The sequence below is a fragment of the Faecalibacterium sp. An192 genome (assembly GCF_002160175.1).
Taxonomy (GTDB): Bacteria; Bacillota; Clostridia; order Oscillospirales; family Ruminococcaceae; genus Faecalibacterium.
Map to the genome: position 1 here is coordinate 40,836 of NZ_NFKB01000005.1, position 17,123 is coordinate 57,958.

Annotated in this window: 15 protein-coding genes and 1 riboswitch; of the genes, 3 read left to right on the plus strand and 12 right to left on the minus strand. The window is 64.0% G+C overall.

Features of this window, described 5'->3' with window-relative positions; translation table 11 throughout:
• The 8 genes from cobI to B5F27_RS03010 all read right to left on the minus strand — a co-directional run bounded on the left by cobI (window position 1) and on the right by B5F27_RS03010 (window position 7,708).
• The gene (cobI, locus tag B5F27_RS02975; protein WP_087364579.1) at window positions 1–708 is read right to left on the minus strand and encodes a precorrin-2 C(20)-methyltransferase; all 708 of its coding nucleotides are present in this window, start codon (window positions 706–708) and stop codon (window positions 1–3) included.
• A complete protein-coding gene (gene cbiD / locus B5F27_RS02980; protein ID WP_206422984.1) occupies window positions 698–1,846 on the minus strand; it encodes a cobalt-precorrin-5B (C(1))-methyltransferase CbiD in 1,149 nt (382 codons plus the stop codon). Before cbiD ends, cobI begins: the two co-directional genes overlap by 11 nt.
• Window positions 1,847–1,871: 25 nt before the next feature.
• Window positions 1,872–2,639: a sirohydrochlorin cobaltochelatase gene (locus B5F27_RS02985; RefSeq protein ID WP_087364581.1), complete on the minus strand. Its 768-nt coding sequence runs from the start codon at window positions 2,637–2,639 to the stop codon at window positions 1,872–1,874.
• Complete coding sequence (locus B5F27_RS02990; protein ID WP_087364583.1) at window positions 2,636–3,409, minus strand: ABC transporter ATP-binding protein; 774 nt, start codon at window positions 3,407–3,409, stop codon at window positions 2,636–2,638. Before B5F27_RS02990 ends, B5F27_RS02985 begins: the two co-directional genes overlap by 4 nt.
• Window positions 3,406–4,482 (minus strand): iron ABC transporter permease, encoded by a 1,077-nt coding sequence (locus tag B5F27_RS02995; protein ID WP_087245269.1) that lies wholly within the window; start codon window positions 4,480–4,482, stop codon window positions 3,406–3,408. The genes B5F27_RS02990 and B5F27_RS02995 overlap by 4 nt, the downstream gene beginning before the upstream one ends.
• The gene (locus tag B5F27_RS03000) at window positions 4,482–5,504 is read right to left on the minus strand and encodes an ABC transporter substrate-binding protein (RefSeq protein WP_087364586.1); all 1,023 of its coding nucleotides are present in this window, start codon (window positions 5,502–5,504) and stop codon (window positions 4,482–4,484) included. Before B5F27_RS03000 ends, B5F27_RS02995 begins: the two co-directional genes overlap by 1 nt.
• Before the next feature lie 217 nt (window positions 5,505–5,721).
• A riboswitch (cobalamin riboswitch) is annotated at window positions 5,722–5,918 on the minus strand.
• Window positions 5,919–5,952: 34 nt separating this feature from the next.
• Window positions 5,953–6,948, minus strand: coding sequence for a tRNA dihydrouridine synthase DusB (gene dusB, locus B5F27_RS03005; protein WP_087364589.1), 996 nt, complete (start codon window positions 6,946–6,948; stop codon window positions 5,953–5,955).
• Window positions 6,949–7,045: 97 nt separating this feature from the next.
• Window positions 7,046–7,708 carry a GntR family transcriptional regulator gene (locus tag B5F27_RS03010; protein WP_087245263.1) on the minus strand — a complete coding sequence of 221 codons (663 nt, stop codon included), beginning with the start codon at window positions 7,706–7,708 and terminating at the stop codon, window positions 7,046–7,048.
• 357 nt (window positions 7,709–8,065) lie between these two features.
• On the opposite strand from B5F27_RS03010, the gene B5F27_RS03015 reads away from it, so the two are divergent.
• Together B5F27_RS03015 and asnB are read left to right on the plus strand one after the other, a co-directional pair.
• Window positions 8,066–8,512 carry a transcriptional repressor gene (locus tag B5F27_RS03015; protein ID WP_087245261.1) on the plus strand — a complete coding sequence of 149 codons (447 nt, stop codon included), beginning with the start codon at window positions 8,066–8,068 and terminating at the stop codon, window positions 8,510–8,512.
• A gap of 329 nt (window positions 8,513–8,841) precedes the next feature.
• Window positions 8,842–10,416, plus strand: a complete 1,575-nt coding sequence (asnB, locus tag B5F27_RS03020; protein ID WP_087364644.1) for an asparagine synthase B — start codon at window positions 8,842–8,844, stop codon at window positions 10,414–10,416.
• A 362-nt stretch (window positions 10,417–10,778) separates the two neighbouring features.
• On the opposite strand, the gene B5F27_RS03025 is transcribed toward asnB, so the two are convergent.
• The 4 genes from B5F27_RS03025 to B5F27_RS03040 form a co-directional block, all read right to left on the minus strand.
• On the minus strand, window positions 10,779–11,528 hold the full coding sequence (locus B5F27_RS03025; protein ID WP_087364591.1) for a DUF4097 family beta strand repeat-containing protein: 750 nt from the start codon (window positions 11,526–11,528) through the stop codon (window positions 10,779–10,781).
• A gap of 112 nt (window positions 11,529–11,640) precedes the next feature.
• Window positions 11,641–12,822, minus strand: coding sequence for an HD domain-containing protein (locus B5F27_RS17105; protein ID WP_242962047.1), 1,182 nt, complete (start codon window positions 12,820–12,822; stop codon window positions 11,641–11,643).
• A gap of 183 nt (window positions 12,823–13,005) precedes the next feature.
• On the minus strand, window positions 13,006–13,524 hold the full coding sequence (locus B5F27_RS03035; protein WP_087245257.1) for a transcription repressor NadR: 519 nt from the start codon (window positions 13,522–13,524) through the stop codon (window positions 13,006–13,008).
• A gap of 16 nt (window positions 13,525–13,540) precedes the next feature.
• Complete coding sequence (locus B5F27_RS03040; protein WP_087245255.1) at window positions 13,541–14,899, minus strand: alpha-amylase family glycosyl hydrolase; 1,359 nt, start codon at window positions 14,897–14,899, stop codon at window positions 13,541–13,543.
• 190 nt (window positions 14,900–15,089) lie between these two features.
• Between B5F27_RS03040 and glgB the strand changes: the two genes are divergently transcribed.
• Window positions 15,090–17,036 (plus strand): 1,4-alpha-glucan branching protein GlgB, encoded by a 1,947-nt coding sequence (gene glgB, locus B5F27_RS03045; RefSeq protein ID WP_087364594.1) that lies wholly within the window; start codon window positions 15,090–15,092, stop codon window positions 17,034–17,036.
• Window positions 17,037–17,123: the final 87 nt, after the last annotated feature.

A 17,123-nucleotide genomic window follows, 5' to 3' on the forward strand; every position in this document is an offset into this window, starting at 1 on the left:
TCACCCCTCCTTGACCACGATGGTCACAAAGTACCCGGCGTCCAGGGCGCGGACGGCGTCCTGGTCCAGGCTGGGCAGCACCAGCTCCCCCGGCAGGCCGCAGTTGGCCACCAGGGCGCTGCGGTCCGACAGGCCCTTCTGCTCCAGGGTGTTCAGCACCTGGGGCAGGCGGCGGGCGCTCTTCATCAGGATCTTGGTGCCGGGCCAGTCCAGGGCCGCCGCCAGATCTTCCTCCTGGCCGCTGGGAATGATGTGCAGCGGGGTGTCGATCTCGGTGAGGCTGATGTTCAGCCGGGCCGCCGACGCGCAGAAGCTGGGCACTCCCGCCACCCGGGCGGTGGCAAAGCCCTCCTCGGCCAGGTGTTCCATGAGGTAGGAACAGGTGGCGTAGATGGACACATCCCCGATGTTCAGCATGGCCACATCCCGGCCGGCCTCCAGCCGGTCCCGGACCAGGGCCATGGCCGCGTCATAGGAAGCTTTCCGCTTGGCCGGGTCGGGGGACATGGAGATATCCAGGGGAAGGATTTCTTTTCCCTCCAGGTCCACCGCCTGGCGGGCGATGTCCAGGGCGATCTGGTTGCCCCCGGCGGTGCGGGGGGCGGCAATCACCGGGCATTCCCCGATGATCCGCACCGCTTTCAGGGTGAGAAGTTCGGGGTCCCCCGGGCCGACGCCCACCCCGTAGAGTGTACCTTTATTGTTCATGATGTTCTTCCCTCCAGCTATGGATGATGGCCTCGGCCTGGGGGCTGACCCCCAGGGTGCCGTATACGTTGGAAAAAAGCAGGACCCCCGCCTCATAGGCGCCGGCGGCCCGGCGCTCCACATGGCGCTGGGCGGCGGCGGTGAGGCTGGCCAGCACCGGCGGACGGAGGTTTTCCTCCTCCAGCAGGGCAATGCAGGCGTCGGTGGTGGCGGCCTCCATCAGCCGGGCGCAGAGGCTCCGGCTGGCCCCGGCCACCGCCGCATGGGCACAGAACAGCTCACAGCGGCCGTCGGCCTGGCGGGAGTGGGTGTTCATGATCCCCCCGGCCAGCTTGACCAGCTTGCCGATATGGCCCGCCAGAAGCACCTGGGCAAAGCCCTCGGCGGCGGCCATGTCCAGGGCGTCCCCGATGAAGTTGGAACACCGCACCACCGGCACGCCCAGCCCGTCCAGGCCGTGGGCCGCCAGGAAGTCCGCCCCATAGTTGCCGGGGGTCAGAATCAGCCGGCGGCTGGTCTGGGCGGCCTGGCGCACCTCCACCGCAATGGTGTCCACAATGGCCTGTTCGCTCATGGGCTCCACGATCCCCGAAGTGCCCAGCACCGACAGGCCGCCCTCGATGCCCAGCAGGGGGTTGAAGGTCCGTTTGGCCCGCTCCTCCCCGCCGGGGATGGAGACAATCACCTCCACCCCGCCGGCATAGCCCGCCTCGCGGCAGACGTTTTCCACCGCCTGGGCGATCATCTGCCGGGGAACATGGTTGATGGCGGCGGCCCCTACCGGCTGGTCCAGGCCGGGCCGGGTGACCCGGCCCACCCCTTCCCCGCCGTCGATGCGGACGCCCGGTTCTTCCGTCCGCCGCACCAGCGCGGTCACCAGCATTCCATGGGTGACGTCGGCATCGTCGCCCCCGTCCTTGCGGACCGAGCAGACCGCCCCGTCCTTCGTGCGGGCCAGGCCCTCGGGGCAGACCTCCACCGTCCAGCCCTTGGGGGTGGGCAGAGAGAGGGTTTCGGGCGTCTCACCCAGCAGCAGAAGCCGCGCCGCCCCCGACGCCGCCAGCGCGGCGCAGGTGCCGGTGGTATAGCCGCAGCGCAGCATCTTCTGGCCGCTGCGGATGTAATGTTCAAAGGCCACGGCCTGTTCCTCCTTGCGGATGCGTTTAGTTCAGGTCCTGGGTCAGGTGGGCGGCATACAGAGCCTGGATCTCCTCCCGGCGGCCCAGACCCTCCAGGGTGGCGGTGACGGCATAGCCGTCCTGCTCCAGCAGGGTTTTCCAGCTGTCGGGGCCCTCCCCGGCCATGTCGTTGAGGGCGTGGTCCCCGGCCACCAGCATCAGGGGGGCCAGGTGGACCCGTTCCACCTTCATACTGCGCAGGGTCTCGCGCACTTCCTCCAGGGTGGGCCAGCCCTCCACCGTACCCACGCGGATATCCGGCCGGCCGGCCAGCTCAAAAATGGTCTGGATGGCCGGATACACCACGTTGGCAAAGTGGGTGGAGCCGTGGCCCATCAGGACCACCGCCCGGCCCGTTTCGGCGGGAAAACGGTCCGCCACCATGGCGGCCACCGCCCGCAGGTCTTCGGTGGAGGCCAGCAGGGGCCGGCCCACCCGCAGCCGGGCAAAGCCGGAGGCGGCGGACAGGGCTTCGGCCCTTAGTTTATCATATTCGACGCCGCAGAGGAAGTGGGTGGGCTGGACAAACACATCCTCCACCCCGTCCCGGCGCAGCGATTCCAATGCCTCGGGCAGGCTGGGCACCGGCTGGCCCCGCCCGGCCAGCACCCGGCGGATCATGCCGCTGGTGAAGGCCCGGACCATAACCCGCTCCGGGGCGGCGGCGGACAGGGCCTGTTCCACCGCCTCGATCTCCTGGCGGGCCGAGGGCACCGTGGTGCCAAAACTGACGCAGATAAGGGCTTGTTTCATGGGTTGGCTCCTTTCATGGGCCGGTACCAGATGGCGGGCCGGCCGTCCATTTCGGTGACCCGGGCGTCCACATGGTAGACCTGCCGGATCAGCTGTGGGGTGAGTACATCCCGGGGCGTGCCGCTGCCGGCCAGGGCCCCGTCCTTCAAAGCGTACAGCCAGTCGCAATAGGCCGCCGCCAAATTCAAATCGTGCAGCGCCGCCACCACCGTCAGGCCCAGACCCCGCACCAGCTCCATCATGGACAGCTGATACTGAATATCCAGGTGGTTGGTGGGCTCGTCCAGCAAAAGGCACTGGGTCTGCTGGGCCCGGGCCCGGGCCAGCATCACCCGCTGGCGCTCCCCGCCCGACAAGGTCCCGAAGCTGCGTTTTTCCATGCCGGCCATTCCCACCGCCGCCAGGGCGTCGGCAGCTATCTGCCGGTCGGCGGCGGTGTCCCGCTGGAGGGGTTTCTGGTGGGGCGCACGGCCCATCAGTACCAGTTCCTCCACCGTGAAATCAAAGGCATAGGCATTGTGCTGGGCCACCACCCCGATCTTTTGGGCCGACTGGCGGAGGGTGTAGTCCTGCAGGGGCCGGCCATCCAGCAATACCGCCCCGCCGGTGGGCGCAAGGGTGCGGTAAATGCACTTGAGGAGGGTGGATTTGCCGCTGCCGTTGGGGCCGATCAATCCCACAAACTGCCCCGTGTGGGCGGTCAGGTCGATGCCGTGGAGGATTTCCCGGCCGCCGGCGGCGGCGCGGAGGGCTTTGGTTTCCAGTTTCATGGGTTGGGCCCTCCAAAACCATAGCGGCTGCGGGCCATCAGGCCCAAAAACACCGGGGCGCCCAGCATAGCGGTCAGGATGCCCACCGGCAGCTCGTTGCCGGGCAGAATCACCCGGCACAGGACGTCGGCCCACAGCAGGAACAGCGCCCCGCCCAGCGCCGACAGAGGAATCAGGCGGCGATGGTCGCTGCCGAAGGCCAGCCGCACCAGATGGGGAATCACCAGGCCCACAAAGCCGATGATTCCCGCCGCCCAGACCGACAATCCCACCAGCAGGGAGGCCGCCGCCAGGTAGACCATCCGCCGGCGGCGCAGGGAGACCCCCAGGGTCAGGGCGGTGTCCTCCCCCAGCAGCATCAGATTGAGGGGGCGGCACTGGGTGAGGAAAAAGGCGGTGCCGCCCAGGGCGGCAGCCAGCAAAACGCCGTTCACCGGCCAGGACGCCCCCGCCAGGCTGCCCATGGTCCAGCGGACAATCTGGCTGGCGGCCCGGTCGGGGCCGGCCTGGTAGATCAGGAAGTTGGAGAAGGCCCCGCAGACCGCCGACAGGGCCGCCCCGGCCAGCAGGAGCTTGACGGTGCTGGGCCGGCCGCCGGCGTTGGCCAGCAGGACCACTGCCGCCGACACCCCCATGGCCCCCAGAAAGGCCATGACGCCCACAAAATTCTCTCCAAAGGCAGCGCCCACCCCCAGCAGCAGGGCCAGGGAGGCCCCCAGCGACGCCCCGGAGGAAATCCCCAGCACATAGGGGTCAGCCAGAGGGTTCTGGACCACCGCCTGCATCACCGCGCCGCACAGGGACAGACAGCATCCCACCGCCGCGGCCAGCACCAGCCGGGGCAGCCGGATCAGCCACACCACGTCGTGGATGGGGGTACCGGGACCCCAGCCCTCCGGGATGGGCCGGCCCAGCACCTTCCAGGCCAGTTCATCCCGGAGGACGGCGTAGACCTGGCCGGCGGGCAGCGGGTTGGTGCCCATGCACACCGCCGCCAGAAAAGACAAAGGCAGCGCCGCTCCCAGAAGGGCCAGCGTCAGCCCGAAGGCGGGCCGAAAGCTCCGGCGGGCCATCAGGCTGCATCCCCATACAGGCCGGCGGCGATGGTGCGGATGCCGTCCACCGTGCGGGGGCCGGCGGCATAGATATCCCCCAGCATCACCGGGTACACCCGGCCGTTCTGCACCGCCGACAGGCTGGCCAGGGCGGGGTCCTCGGTGATGGCCGCCAGCTGGCTGGCCATGACCGTCTCAGGGTCCTCCCCCGAATAGGCCATATACACCACAAAAATCACCTCGGGGTCGGCGGTGACCAGGGCTTCCTTGCTCATTTCGCTGCCCTCGGGCTGGACCAGCTGGCCTCCCAGCTGGGTCACCATATCCCCTGCCAGGGTGTTGGCCCCGTAATTGGTCACCGTCCCGCCGATGGGCTCCACCACGGCGGTCCGCACCGCCGGGCGGCCCTCCACCGCCTGGAGGGTGGACTCGATCTCCTGGCGCATTTCGGCCACCAGAGCCTCGGCCCGGTCCTCCACGTCAAAGATCTTGCCCAGGTTCAGAAGGTCGGTGTATTCGTTTTCCAGGGTGCGGGAGCCGCCGGGGCAGGTGTTGCTGTTCATGTAGGTCCCCACTCCCTTGGCGTTCCATGCGGCGGTATCACCCAGGTTTTTCTCACTGAACAAGGACCCCCAGGACAGGATCAGGTCGGGCTGAAGCAGGGTCACCGTCTCCTTGTCGGGGGCAAAGACATCGGCCTGGTAGTTCATTTGGGCAAAGCCCTCCTGCCACTCGGCCTTGACCTCATTGTCCAGGCCATAGGAGGCCACCACATGGTCCTCCAGGCCCAGGGCGATCATACTCTCGATGGAGCCCTGGTACACCGCCACCACCCGCTGGGGGGCCTGGGTGTAGGTATAGGTCACCGGCTCGCCGGCGTAGTTGTAGTTGGTGATGGTCACCGGGTAGTGGCTGTTTTCCGGGGCGGATGTCTGGGGGACGACGCTGGAGGCCGGCGGGGTGGTGCCGGCGGCGCAGCCGGCCAGCTGGACGGTCAGGGCCATGGCGGCCAGGGATGCAAGGAAGGTTCTGCGTTTCATGGGATCTTCTCCTTTCGCCTGTACTGCACCGCGCTGCAAAAAGAAAACGCCCCTCTCATAATTCCCTTATGAGAAAGGCATCCCAAAGACAAAGCTCCTCCAAGGGCAGACCGCGGGGCCCGCCCTCCAAAAATCAGCGCACTTGTTTTCCGCGCCGGCGTTTGGTCCGTCCGCAGCGCGGGTTCTGCCCTTCCGCCGCCGGACAGGCTCCGGGGCGTGCAGTATGAACCGACAGGGCAGGTCTTCCGGCTCGGGCGTCAGCGCCCCGGCCTGCCTTCCCGCATGATCGCATGCAGTGACATCGTTGGCCGGAGCTCCTCCCTTACGGCGGCGGTCCCGCACAGGCTTTGCACCTGTTTCCCTATTCTCCCGGCCGGCCCTGCGGCCCCGGGCACCCTGCGGCGCTTTGTGTTTTATAGCATAGCATAAACCCGGCTCTGCCGCAAGGTTATTCCTCATCTCCGGCGGCCCGGCGCTGCTCGGCAAACACCGTCTCGATCAGCTCGTCCAGGTCGGACAGGTAGGTCAGCTGGCAGCAGGCCCGGCGCAGGGCGGCCGCCCCTTTCAGGCCCTTCATATAGTGGATGGCCTGGGCCCGGGCCTGGGGCATGGCGGTGCGCTCCCCCTTCTGCTCCACCATCTCCTCCACCTGGCGGCGGAGGGCGTTCATCCGGGCCTGGAGGTTGGGCTCGGGGGGCGCTTCGCGGCCCTCGATGGCGGCGTTGACCCGCTCAAAGAGCCAGGGATCCCCCAGAGCGCCCCGGGCGATCATCACGCCGTCGCACCCGGTCTCCTGCATCATGGTCAAGGCGTCGGCGGGGCTGTTGATATCCCCGTTGCCCAGCACCGGCACCTTCACCGCCTCTTTCACTGCACGGATGATGGACAGGTCGATGCCGGGGGTGTACATCTGCTCCCGGGTGCGGGCGTGGACGGCGATCAGCACCGCGCCGGCCTGTTCGCAGGCTTTGGCGCACTCCACCGCCGTCACATGGTCGGCGTCCCAGCCCTTCCGCATCTTGACGGTGACGGGGCGGCTGGTATGGGCCACCACCTGGGCCACGATCTCTCCGCACACCTCGGGATGGAGCATCAGCTTGCTGCCGGCGCCTCCCGAGACGATCTTGGGGGCGGGGCAGCCCATGTTGATATCCAGAAAGTCGAAGTCGTATTCCTCCAGGGCGGCGGCAGCCTCGCCCATGATGGAGGGCACTTCTCCGAAGATCTGCACCCCGTAGGGGGCGCCGTTGGGCTCGGCCTTCACCAGGCTCAGGGTCTTGTAGTCGTGGTAGGTCAGGGCCCGGCTGGACACCATCTCGCTGACGGTGAACCCCGCCCCGTGCTGGGCCATCAGCCGCCGGCAGGGGGCGTCGGTGAAGCCGGCCATGGGCCCGAACACCGCCCGGTGGGCCAGGGTCACCGGCCCGATTTGGATTGTCTGCATAGTCTCTCCCCGCGCCGTTTTTCCGCCGGCGCGCTGCAAAAAAGGGAGGCCAGCCCCTGCGGCTTTGCCGCCGGGCCGGCGTCCCCTGGTGTGTCGCTTATTCGCCGAGGTGAATCCGGTCCAGGACTCCTTCGGCCTTGGCCCGGGCCAGCTCCAGATGATGGGTCAGGGCGTCGGCGGCCGCCGACCAGTCCCCGGCCAGAGCCGGCTCCAGAATGGCCAGATGCTCATCGCAGGTGTCCCGCTGGCCGATCATGCCCACCTTGCCGGTCATGATCCGGAACCGGGTGTTCTGGCCGGTGATGGAGTCATGGGCCGACCGGAGGTACCGGTTGGGCAGGGTGCTGATGAGCAGCTCATGGAACGCGTCATCCCCTGCGCAGAAGTCCGGCATCAGTTCCGGGTGCTGCATCAGGGTGACAAAATGCTCCAGCTGGTCCCGCGGAAGCTGGGAGCCATACATCCGCAGCGCGTAGGGCTCCACCAGAAGCCGCACTTCGTAGATGCTGTGGACGTCCTCATCGGTGATGGGGGACACCATCAGGCCCTTCTTGGGCAGGATGGTGATGAGCCCCTCCTGCTCCAGGCGGCCCAGCGCATCCCGCATGGGGGTGCGGCTGATGTTGCCCATCTCGGCGCACAGCTTCTGTTCGTTGAGGAACTGGCTGGGCGCATACTCACAGTTCAAAATTTTGGTTTTCAGGTATTGGTAAGCCTGCAGCTTTAAGCTGGGCTTGGCGGTGGTCTCGTTTTCTTTCATTCTTCTCTGCCTTCCCTTGAAATGCCGGCCCTGCAAACCGGACTTTGGACGCTGATGCCCCGGCCCTCTGAGGGATTCTGCGCCCTGTGCGCAGCGCACCCGCGGCCGATGGCAATAGTAATACAGTTTTATTATTTCATATTTCGGGCCAGATTACAAGGTTTCGGAACGGGTTTCACTTTCCTTCCACGTTTTATACAAAATTTTGCCTTTTTTTCTTCAATTTTGCCCAGTTTTTCTATCCGGAGTTTTGGGGCGTGATTTTCCGCTTGCGCTTTTTGGCCGGGATGCTATACTAAAATGACGCAGAACTTACCCCCAAAACCTCGATCGAACGCAAAGGAAGTGTACCATCCCATGGCCCGCAGCAGCAGCTACAACACCCACACCCGCCAGCTCATTCTGGATTATCTCACCGAGAACCGCCGACGGGCGGTGAGCGCCGCCGACATCGTCTCCCACCTGGAGGCCGCCGGCCAGCGCACCAACCCCACCACCGTCTACCGGTATCTGGACAAGCTGGCGGGAGAACAGCGGGTGATGAAATACGTGGCCGACAAGGGCGAGCGGGCGGTGTACCAGCTCACCGACGCCCAGCGCCATTGTCACCAGCACATCCATCTCAAGTGCACCCGCTGCGGCGAGATCTTCCACATGGACTGCCATTTCATGGACGAGGTGCGGCGGCATCTGCTGGCCGAGCACGGGTTCACCCTCCAGTGTGAGGGGAGCATCCTGTACGGTCTTTGCCGCCGCTGCGCAGAAAAAGAGAATTCGGCGGTTGACAGCGAGGCCCAGCCGTGATACAATGCTCCCATCAAAAGCTGTGACCGGGAAAAGTAAGGTCCAACAGGCTTTCTCCCAGAGAGCGCGGGCAGGTGCAAGCCGCGCAGAAGGCCGGACCCGAACGAACACCCGCGAGCTTCCCCCTGAACCCGCCGGCCATGCCGGGGCAGTAGGGCCGGACGGCGGCCGCACGTTACGCGGCGGCGCTTTCAATGAGGAGAGCGCAGAGGGGCCGGCGTATGCCGGCAAACTAGGTGGCACCACGGATACGGCAGCATTCGTCCTAACAGAGGATGAACGCTGCCGTATTTTTGTTTGCAAAGGAGAATCGCCATATGTGTTGTATCATGGGTTACACCGGGCACGATCTGTCTGCCGCCGCCTTCAAAGAGTACCTGCTGCGCACCGTCAGCCGCGGCCCCGACGACCAGCGGGTGGTGGAAGGGCCTTTCGGCCTGCTGGGTTTTGGGCGTCTGGCCATCATGGGCCTGACCCCCGAGGGAATGCAGCCCTTTTACCGCGGGGCCGACTGCGTGGTCTGCAACGGCGAGGTCTACGGCTTCCGCTTTGAGAAAGAGATTCTCAAGCGGGCGGGCTACAAATTCGCCTCCGACTGCGACTGCGAAATCCTGCTACCCCTGTACTACGAGTACGGGCTGGATATGTTCCGCCACATGGACGCCGAGTTCGCCCTGATCCTCTACGATTCCCGCAAGGACCGGCTGATTGCCGCCCGGGACCCCATCGGCATCCGGCCCTTGTTCTACGGCTATTCCAAGTCCAGCCATCAGATCGCCTTTGCCAGCGAGATGCAGAACCTGGTGGGCTGGTGCGAGGACATCCGTCCCTTCCCCATCGGCAGCTATTACTGTGACGGGCGGTTTGTCCGCTACGAGGACATCGCCGACGTTCCCGCCCCCCACGCCGACGGGATGGAGACGGTGCTGCGCAGCATCCGCGAAAAGCTGATCGCCGGGGTGGAAAAGCGTCTGGACGCCGACGCGCCGGTGGGCTTCCTGCTGTCGGGCGGCCTGGACTCCTCCCTGGTCTGCGCCATTGCGGCCCGCAAGCTGGGCAAGCCCATCCGCACCTTTGCCATCGGCATGGACACCGACGCCATCGACCTGAAATACGCCCGCCAGACGGCGGAGTACCTGGGCACCGAGCACCACGAAATCATCATCAACCGGGACACCGTGATCCAGAGTCTGGAGGAAGTAATCCGGATCCTTGGCACCTGGGACATCACCACCGTCCGGGCCAGCGTGGGCATGTATCTGCTGTGCAAGGCCATCCATGAACAGACCGACGTGCGGGTGCTGCTGACGGGAGAAATTTCCGACGAGCTGTTCGGCTACAAGTACACCGACTACGCCCCCACAGCAGACGCCTTCCAGCAGGAGTCCCAGAAGCGGATTCGGGAGCTGTACATGTACGACGTACTGCGGGCCGACCGGTGCATCTCGGCCAACAGCATCGAGGCGCGGGTACCCTTCGGGGATCTGGATTTTGTGCGGTACGTCATGGCCATCGACCCGGAAATGAAGCTGAACAGCTACGGCAAGGGCAAGTACCTGCTGCGCAAAGCCTTTGAGGGGGACTGGCTGCCCCCGGAGATTCTCTGGCGGGAGAAGGCGGCTTTTTCGGACGCAGTGGGCCACAGCATGGTGGACGACATCAAGCAATACGCCGAGGAGGTTTACACCGACGAGATGTTCCAGCTGCGGCGGGCCAACTATTCGGCCCACTGCATGCCCTTCACCAAGGAGAGTCTGCTCTACCGCGAAATCTTCGAGAAATACTACTACGGCCAGGCCCGGACCATTGTCAGTTTCTGGATGCCCAACAAAGCCTGGCCCAACTGCAACGTCAACGATCCTTCCGCCCGCGTCCTCGCCAACTACGGCGCCTCCGGCGTATAATCTCCTACTTTTTCGAGAAAAAGTAGGCAAAAAGCTTTTCACTGGGTACCATCAACTCGGGCCGCTCTTTAGAAGGTCCAGCCGGCGGGACACTTTGCCGCGCTCACCCAGGTCCGGGCTGCGCCCGGGTACGATGCAACGTTTGTTGCAATCTGATGCTTGCATTGGTTTCAGGCGCAGGGAACCGCAGGTCGGGCCCTTGACTTGGCCCGATTTGCGTTCTTACAGCCAGATAACATGAAAAATCCCTGTTCCCGTCCAGGAGCAGGGATTTTGTTTTGCTACCGGGCACGGTGGCCGGGCACACAAAAAGGCCCCCGCCGGGCCGGCAGGAGCCTTTGAAAACGATATCCGAATAGATGTCAGCCGGTGAAGCGCAGGTTGATGGACCCGTTGGTCACCCGGAAAGACCCGCTGGCCACCCCGCTGCCCGCCTGGTTTGCCAGATTGCTGCGGCCGTTTCGGGTTTCCACTTCCAGTCTGTAATCCGCTTTGGTTCCGGCCAAGGTCCCCTGAATATTCCCGTTTCGGGTATTCAGGTGGTAGTCCAACCCGTAGGGCTCATACAAATGAATCCCTCCGTTGGTGGTTTTGGCCTGTACCTTCACCCCACGGGTGTTTTCCAGGGTCACATTGCCATTTGCGCTGTCCAGGGACAAGGTTTCAGCCTCCACCTCTGATGCCGTAATACTGCCGTTGTGGGTTTTACCCTCGATTTTCTCATACACTGCCTCTGGCAGGGTGATGGTGATTTCGTTTTCACACACCACGGCATCCCCCATCACAGTCACATGGATCACCGGAATGTGAATCGGCTTGATCTTTTCCCCTTCGATGGCTTCCACCCGCACCGTCAGAACGCCGTCCTTTAGGTTGATGTCATAGGAATATTCTCCTCTGGCGTCGGCGGCGGAGTCCACCTGGATGGTATTCCCCGTCCCTTTTTGAAACACAAGGTCAGCGTTTTCCACATCCGCCACAACCGACGTCACCGGCTGGGACGTCTCATACTGGCGAATCATGGATTCTTCCGCCGAGGCCGGCAGGACCGAGCCCAGCATCAGCCCCGCCGCAGCGGCGGCCGCCAGACATTTCACAGACCATTTGGACATGATATACCTCCTTTGTCTACCGGAAAGATCTTTTGATCCAGTATAGCACCAACCTGTGTTTTTTGTACGGTTTTGCAGCAAACGGTGGAAAAATGCAGCCAAATGAGGCTCCCTATACCGGCTGGCCCACGACGGCGTACAGATCCGCCCCGGCCCAGTGTTCAAAATAGCCCTTCAGCTCAAAATTGCGGTTCCACTTGTCCTGGGGGTAGCTGCCGTACCGGCGGCGGACGTCCTCCATCCGGGCCGCCATATCCACCGGGCCGTCCACCCCCGCAATCGAGTCGCACAGCTGAATCAGGCGGTCGTAATCATCGTAGACCACCGCATCCAGGGCCGCGGTCAGTTCCTCCAGAGCGTCGGCCGGAATATCCCGGTGGCCGATATAGGCGTCGATGCCCTGAATCTGGAACGAGTGGGTCAGGCAGATGCGGGCCACATCTTCAAAGCCCTGTTCCTGCATATACTTCCAGCCATAGTAGACATGGCGCAGATGGCCGTCCCCGTACCGGCGGCCGATATCGTGGAGCAGACCCAGCACATAGGCCTTGTCGGGGTCCAGACCGGGGCACCGGGCTGCGATTTTCTCGGCGCAGGCCGCCGCCGTCCGGCAGTGGTCCGCCCAGCGGCCCTGGATTTCGCTCACCTCGCTGTAGCGGGCCTGAGCCTCTGCCAGCAATGCCTGTGCCTGTTGACGGGTGGGGTACATAGGCTTTCTCCTTTCTCTGGACCACCGGGGATTTTCCTCCATCAGGGGTCCGATGTTCTGGGCCGCCCGGGACACCGCTCCCAGCACCTGCACCAGGGCCGCCTCGTCCAGCCGGCCGGAATTATTTTGAAAGGCATAATAGCTCCCCTGCACGCAGAAGGACAGCACCACGCTGCGCACCGGGTCGTCCCAATAGCCGGGAATTTCCCGGCTGGTCAGTTCCCGCAGGCCCCGTTCCAGCCGGTCCACCAGGGCTCCCCGCCGGGAACCTGAAAACAAAATCTCCACCTGGCGTCCATGGGCCGTGAAGGCCCGGAACAGCTCCCGGGTCAGCCATTCCGGCCTGCCCCGCAGGTCCTCCGTCCGGATCTGGGCCACCTGGGCCAGAATCGATTCCACCAGCTGGCCCTCCATGGCGTCCGCCAGGGCGTATACATCCTGATAGTGGGCGTAAAAGGTGGATTTGTTGATCTCGGCCGCTTCGCACAGCTCCCGCACCCGGATCTTTTCCAGCGGCTTTCCGGCCCGCTGGGTCAAAAACGCCTCCCGAATCGCCCGCTCTGTCTTTTCAATCCGCCGGTCCAAGGCTACCGGTTCCCTCCTTTTCTGGTCTGTGTGCGCAAAGGCCGGCAGCCTCTGCGCTTGCCTGCGCAGGGCCCCGGCCAGAGCACATATCCCACTGTTTTCCAACAAGTGTCGGTTATCCAACGCTTTTCGGTTTTTGCCGCTGGACACCAACCCTCCATCAACGTACAATTGGGATGGGTATTACTCTTTCCGGTAGAGGAGGCCGGCCGCATCCAGCGCCGCCTCGATCCGCCGGAACGCTTCCTCATCGGCGCACCGGATGGTGTGCAGATGAACGCCCCCGGTCATCCGGCTCAGCAGGCTCTCGGGAGAGGCCTCCGCCTGTTTCACAAAGGCGTCGGCGTCGTACCGGCTGGCCACATTCAGGTTGGCCCGGATTTCCCCATAGAGGGCGTTTTCCACCATGACGTCCACCACCGTGCCCCCCTGGTCTGCCACCGTGTACAATTCCCGGCGCATTTCCTCGGGGGTGTTGTGAACGCAGGCCACCAGGCCGGTATATCCCGCCATGGCGGTCCGCATCCGGTAGCCCCGGGGCGTGGCGTCAATCTGGGTGCCGCCGGCACGCAGCAGGGCTACATCTCCCACCACGATCTGGCGCGACACCCCCAGCTCCCCCGCCAGCACGCTGGCGCTCACCGGGCCGCTGGCTTTCGACAGTTTTTTCAAAATGGCTTCACGCCGGGCTGCAGCATCCATACTCTGCCTCCTCCTTTCAGCCGCCCAGGCCCAGAACGGTGCCGTAGTTGCCGGGCAGCTCCACAATCAGCCGTCCATCTTCGATGCGGGCGTGCACCGGCTGGCTGCCTGCGCAGTCCTCCAGCAGGTCCTCCACCGTGTCGGCGGGCACCGGCAGGTTCATCTCCAGACGGGCGGGGGCGTCGGCGTTGTTCAGCACCGTCAGCAGCGCCCGGCCATCCAGCACGCGGGCAAACACATACCGCTCGGTGGTCAGGATCAGTTCCTGGGGCTTGCCGTAGGTCAGAGCCGGTTCTTCGGCTTTCAGCTTGCCCAGGGCGGCGTAGACGCTGGTCACCGGGTTGGTGTTCACCGCGTCGGGATAGTCCTCCAGCTCCAGGCAGGGCCGCAGAGGCCAGTCGCTGCCCCATTCCTTCTTGCCCTCGATGCCGAACTCCGAGCCATAATAGATGGACGGAATGCCCCAGAGGGTGTACACCAGGATAGCGATGTGCCGGATATGGTCCCGGTTGCGCAGCTTGTTGGGCAGGCGCTCCACATCGTGGTTGTCCGAGAAGGTATACAGGCGGGTATCGTGGCACAGGCCGTCCAGACGGCGCATGGTGTGGGCGATCTCAAAATAGTTGTGGTCGTTGTGGCCGCTCCACAGGCCCTTGTGCAGCTCATAGTTGGTCACCGAGTGGAGGGTCTGGGGGTTGGCCCAGCGGCTGTAATCCCCGTGGATCACCTCGCCCATCAGCCAGAATTCGGGCTTGAGGCCGTCGGTGAAGCGGCGCAGATTCTGCATGAAGCCGAAGTCCAGCACGTCCGCCGCATCCAGACGGATGCCGTCGATGTCGAATTCCTCCACCCAGAAGCGGACGGTGTCAAAGTGATACTGCTGCACCTCGTGGTTGCGCTGGTTCAGCTTGACCAGCAGGTTGTGGCCGCCCCAGTTGGCGTAGGAGAAGCCGTCGTTGTATTCGTTGTTGCCCCAGAAGTTGACGTCGCAGAACCAGTCGCGGTAGCGGCTGCCCTCCCGGTGGGCTTTCAGGTCCTCAAAGGCGAAGAAGCCCCGGCCCACATGGTTGAACACGCCGTCCACAATCACCTTCTGGCCCCGGTCATGGCAGGCCGCCACAAAGGCCTTGAATTCCTCATTGGTGCCCAGCCGGCGGTCCACGCGGCGGTAGTCCACCGTATCGTAGCCGTGGGAGCCGCTCTCAAACAGCGGTCCGATATAAATGGCGGTGCAGCCCAGTGTATAAGCGTGGGCCGCCCAGGCGTCCAGCTTCTTGAACGCGCCGGGCACAGCCTGCCCGTCGTTCTCATGGGCGCACCCGCACAGACCCAGCGGATACATATGATAAAATACAGCGCTGTCATACCAAGCCATAAAATCATTCACTCCTGTAATTGCATTTTCGGACAGTCGTCGGACTATCCCCCGACAGTATACCACAAAACTGGGTATTTTGTATCGGTTTTTTCCAGATTTTCCAAAATTTTGTTGCCCGTTTAACAAATTCCACACATTCTTTTTGTATTCTGAACCCATTGCAGTTTGAACCAAAGGAGAGCAATCTATGAGTTATCCTGAAATCCCGCAAGCATTTTGGGACGGCGGGTGCTTTGACGCCTACCGTTGGATGGGCGCCCACCCCGCCGCTGGTCCCGACGGCGAGGCCGGCTGGCAGTTTGTGTTCTGGGCGCCGGGCGCCACCGACGTCCAGCTGGTGACCGGCGGACGGGATATCCCCATGCAGCGGGCCGAAACCGGATTCTGGAGCGTCTTTGTTCCGGGCCTGGCCGAGGGAGACTGCTACCAGTACCGGGTGACGGGGGCGGACGGCAGCGTCCAGCTTCACGCCGACCCCTACGCCTTTGCGGCCGAACTGCGCCCCGGCACCGCCAGCCGTCTGGCTGTGCTGGACTTTGCCTTTGACGACGGGGAGTGGATGGCCCAGCGCACCAAGGGCCGGGACCTGCCCATCAGCATCTACGAGATGCACGCTGGCAGCTGGAGGCACAAGCCCGATTCCTGTGCCCCCGACGGGTCGGACGGGTGGTACAACTACGAGGAACTGGCCCGGGAGCTGATTCCCTGGCTGAAAGAGCACCACTACACCCATGTGGAGCTGCTGCCCCTGGCGGAACATCCCTTTGACGGCAGCTGGGGCTACCAGACCACCGGGTATTTCGCGGTGACCAGCCGGTACGGCACCCCGGCCCAGTTTGCCCGGTTTGTCAACGCCTGCCACCGGATGGGCATCGGGGTCATCATGGACTTTGTGCCGGTGCACTTTGCCGCCGACCCCACCGGCCTGGCCCGGCTGGACGGCACCTTCCTCTACGAATACGACAGCGACGTGGGCCAGAGCGAATGGGGCACCTGCAACTTCAACTACTACCGCGGCGAGGTGCGCAGCTTCCTGAACAGCGCCTGCGCCATGTGGATGGACGTCTATCACTGCGACGGCATCCGGATGGACGCCATCTCCCGGGCGGTGTACTGGCTGGGGGACCCGGCCCGCGGGGTGAACCAGGGCGCCCTGGATTTTCTGCGGAACCTGAACCACGGCCTGAACCAGCGGTGGCCCACCGGCCTCTACATCGCCGAGGACTCCACCAACTACCTGAAAATCACCGCCCCCACCCGGTACGACGGCATCGGCTTTGACTACAAGTGGGACATGGGCTGGATGCACGACACCCTGGATTATTTCGCCACCCCCTTCGGGGAGCGGCCGGGGCAGTACGACAAAATCCTGTTCAGCATGCACTACTTCTACCACGAGCTGTACCTGCTGTCTTTGAGCCACGACGAGGTGGTCCACGGCAAAAAGACCATCATCGGCAAGCTGTGGGGCACCTACGAAGAAAAGTGCTGCCAGCTGCGGACCCTCTACTTTTATATGTTCACCCATCCGGGCAAAAAGCTGAACTTTATGGGCAACGAGCTGGCCCATTTCCGGGAGTGGGACGAGAAAACCCAGCTGGACTGGAACCTGATGGCCTATCCCTTCCACGACAGCTTCCAGAAATTTTTCGCCGAGCTGTCCCGGATTTACGCCAGTGAGCCGGCCCTCTATGTGGGGGAATACGACAGCCGGTGCTTTGAGTGGGTGGCCTGCGAGAGCCGCACCGAAGGGGTATACGCCTGGCTGCGGCGGGGCCGGGGCCAGAGCCTGCTGTGCGTCATGAACACCCAGGACAAGCCCCACCATCAGTTCCCCCTCTATCTGGAACTGCCCGCCGGGGCCCAGGAACTGCTCAACACCGAGGACAGCTGCTGGGGCGGCTGCTTTGAGGGGGAGCGGAACCTCCACACGGTGGACGGCGGCGTCTATGGCCGGGACTACACCCTCTTTGTGGACCTGCCCGCCATGGGCAGCCGGCTGTTCCGCCTGATCCCCGAGGCGCCCCATCCCGGCGCCGCCCAGGTCAGCGCCGCCAACGCTGCCCGTCTGGCCCGCAACGCCAAGGCCCGGGCCGCCCGCGCCGCCAAAAAGGCAGCCAAATCCAAAACCTGAACTTTTTCCTTCTTTTTCTCCTCCGGGCCTGCGCCTGTGTTCATCCGAACCGGCGCAGGCCCCTTTGTTTTGACCAAAAATGCCTTT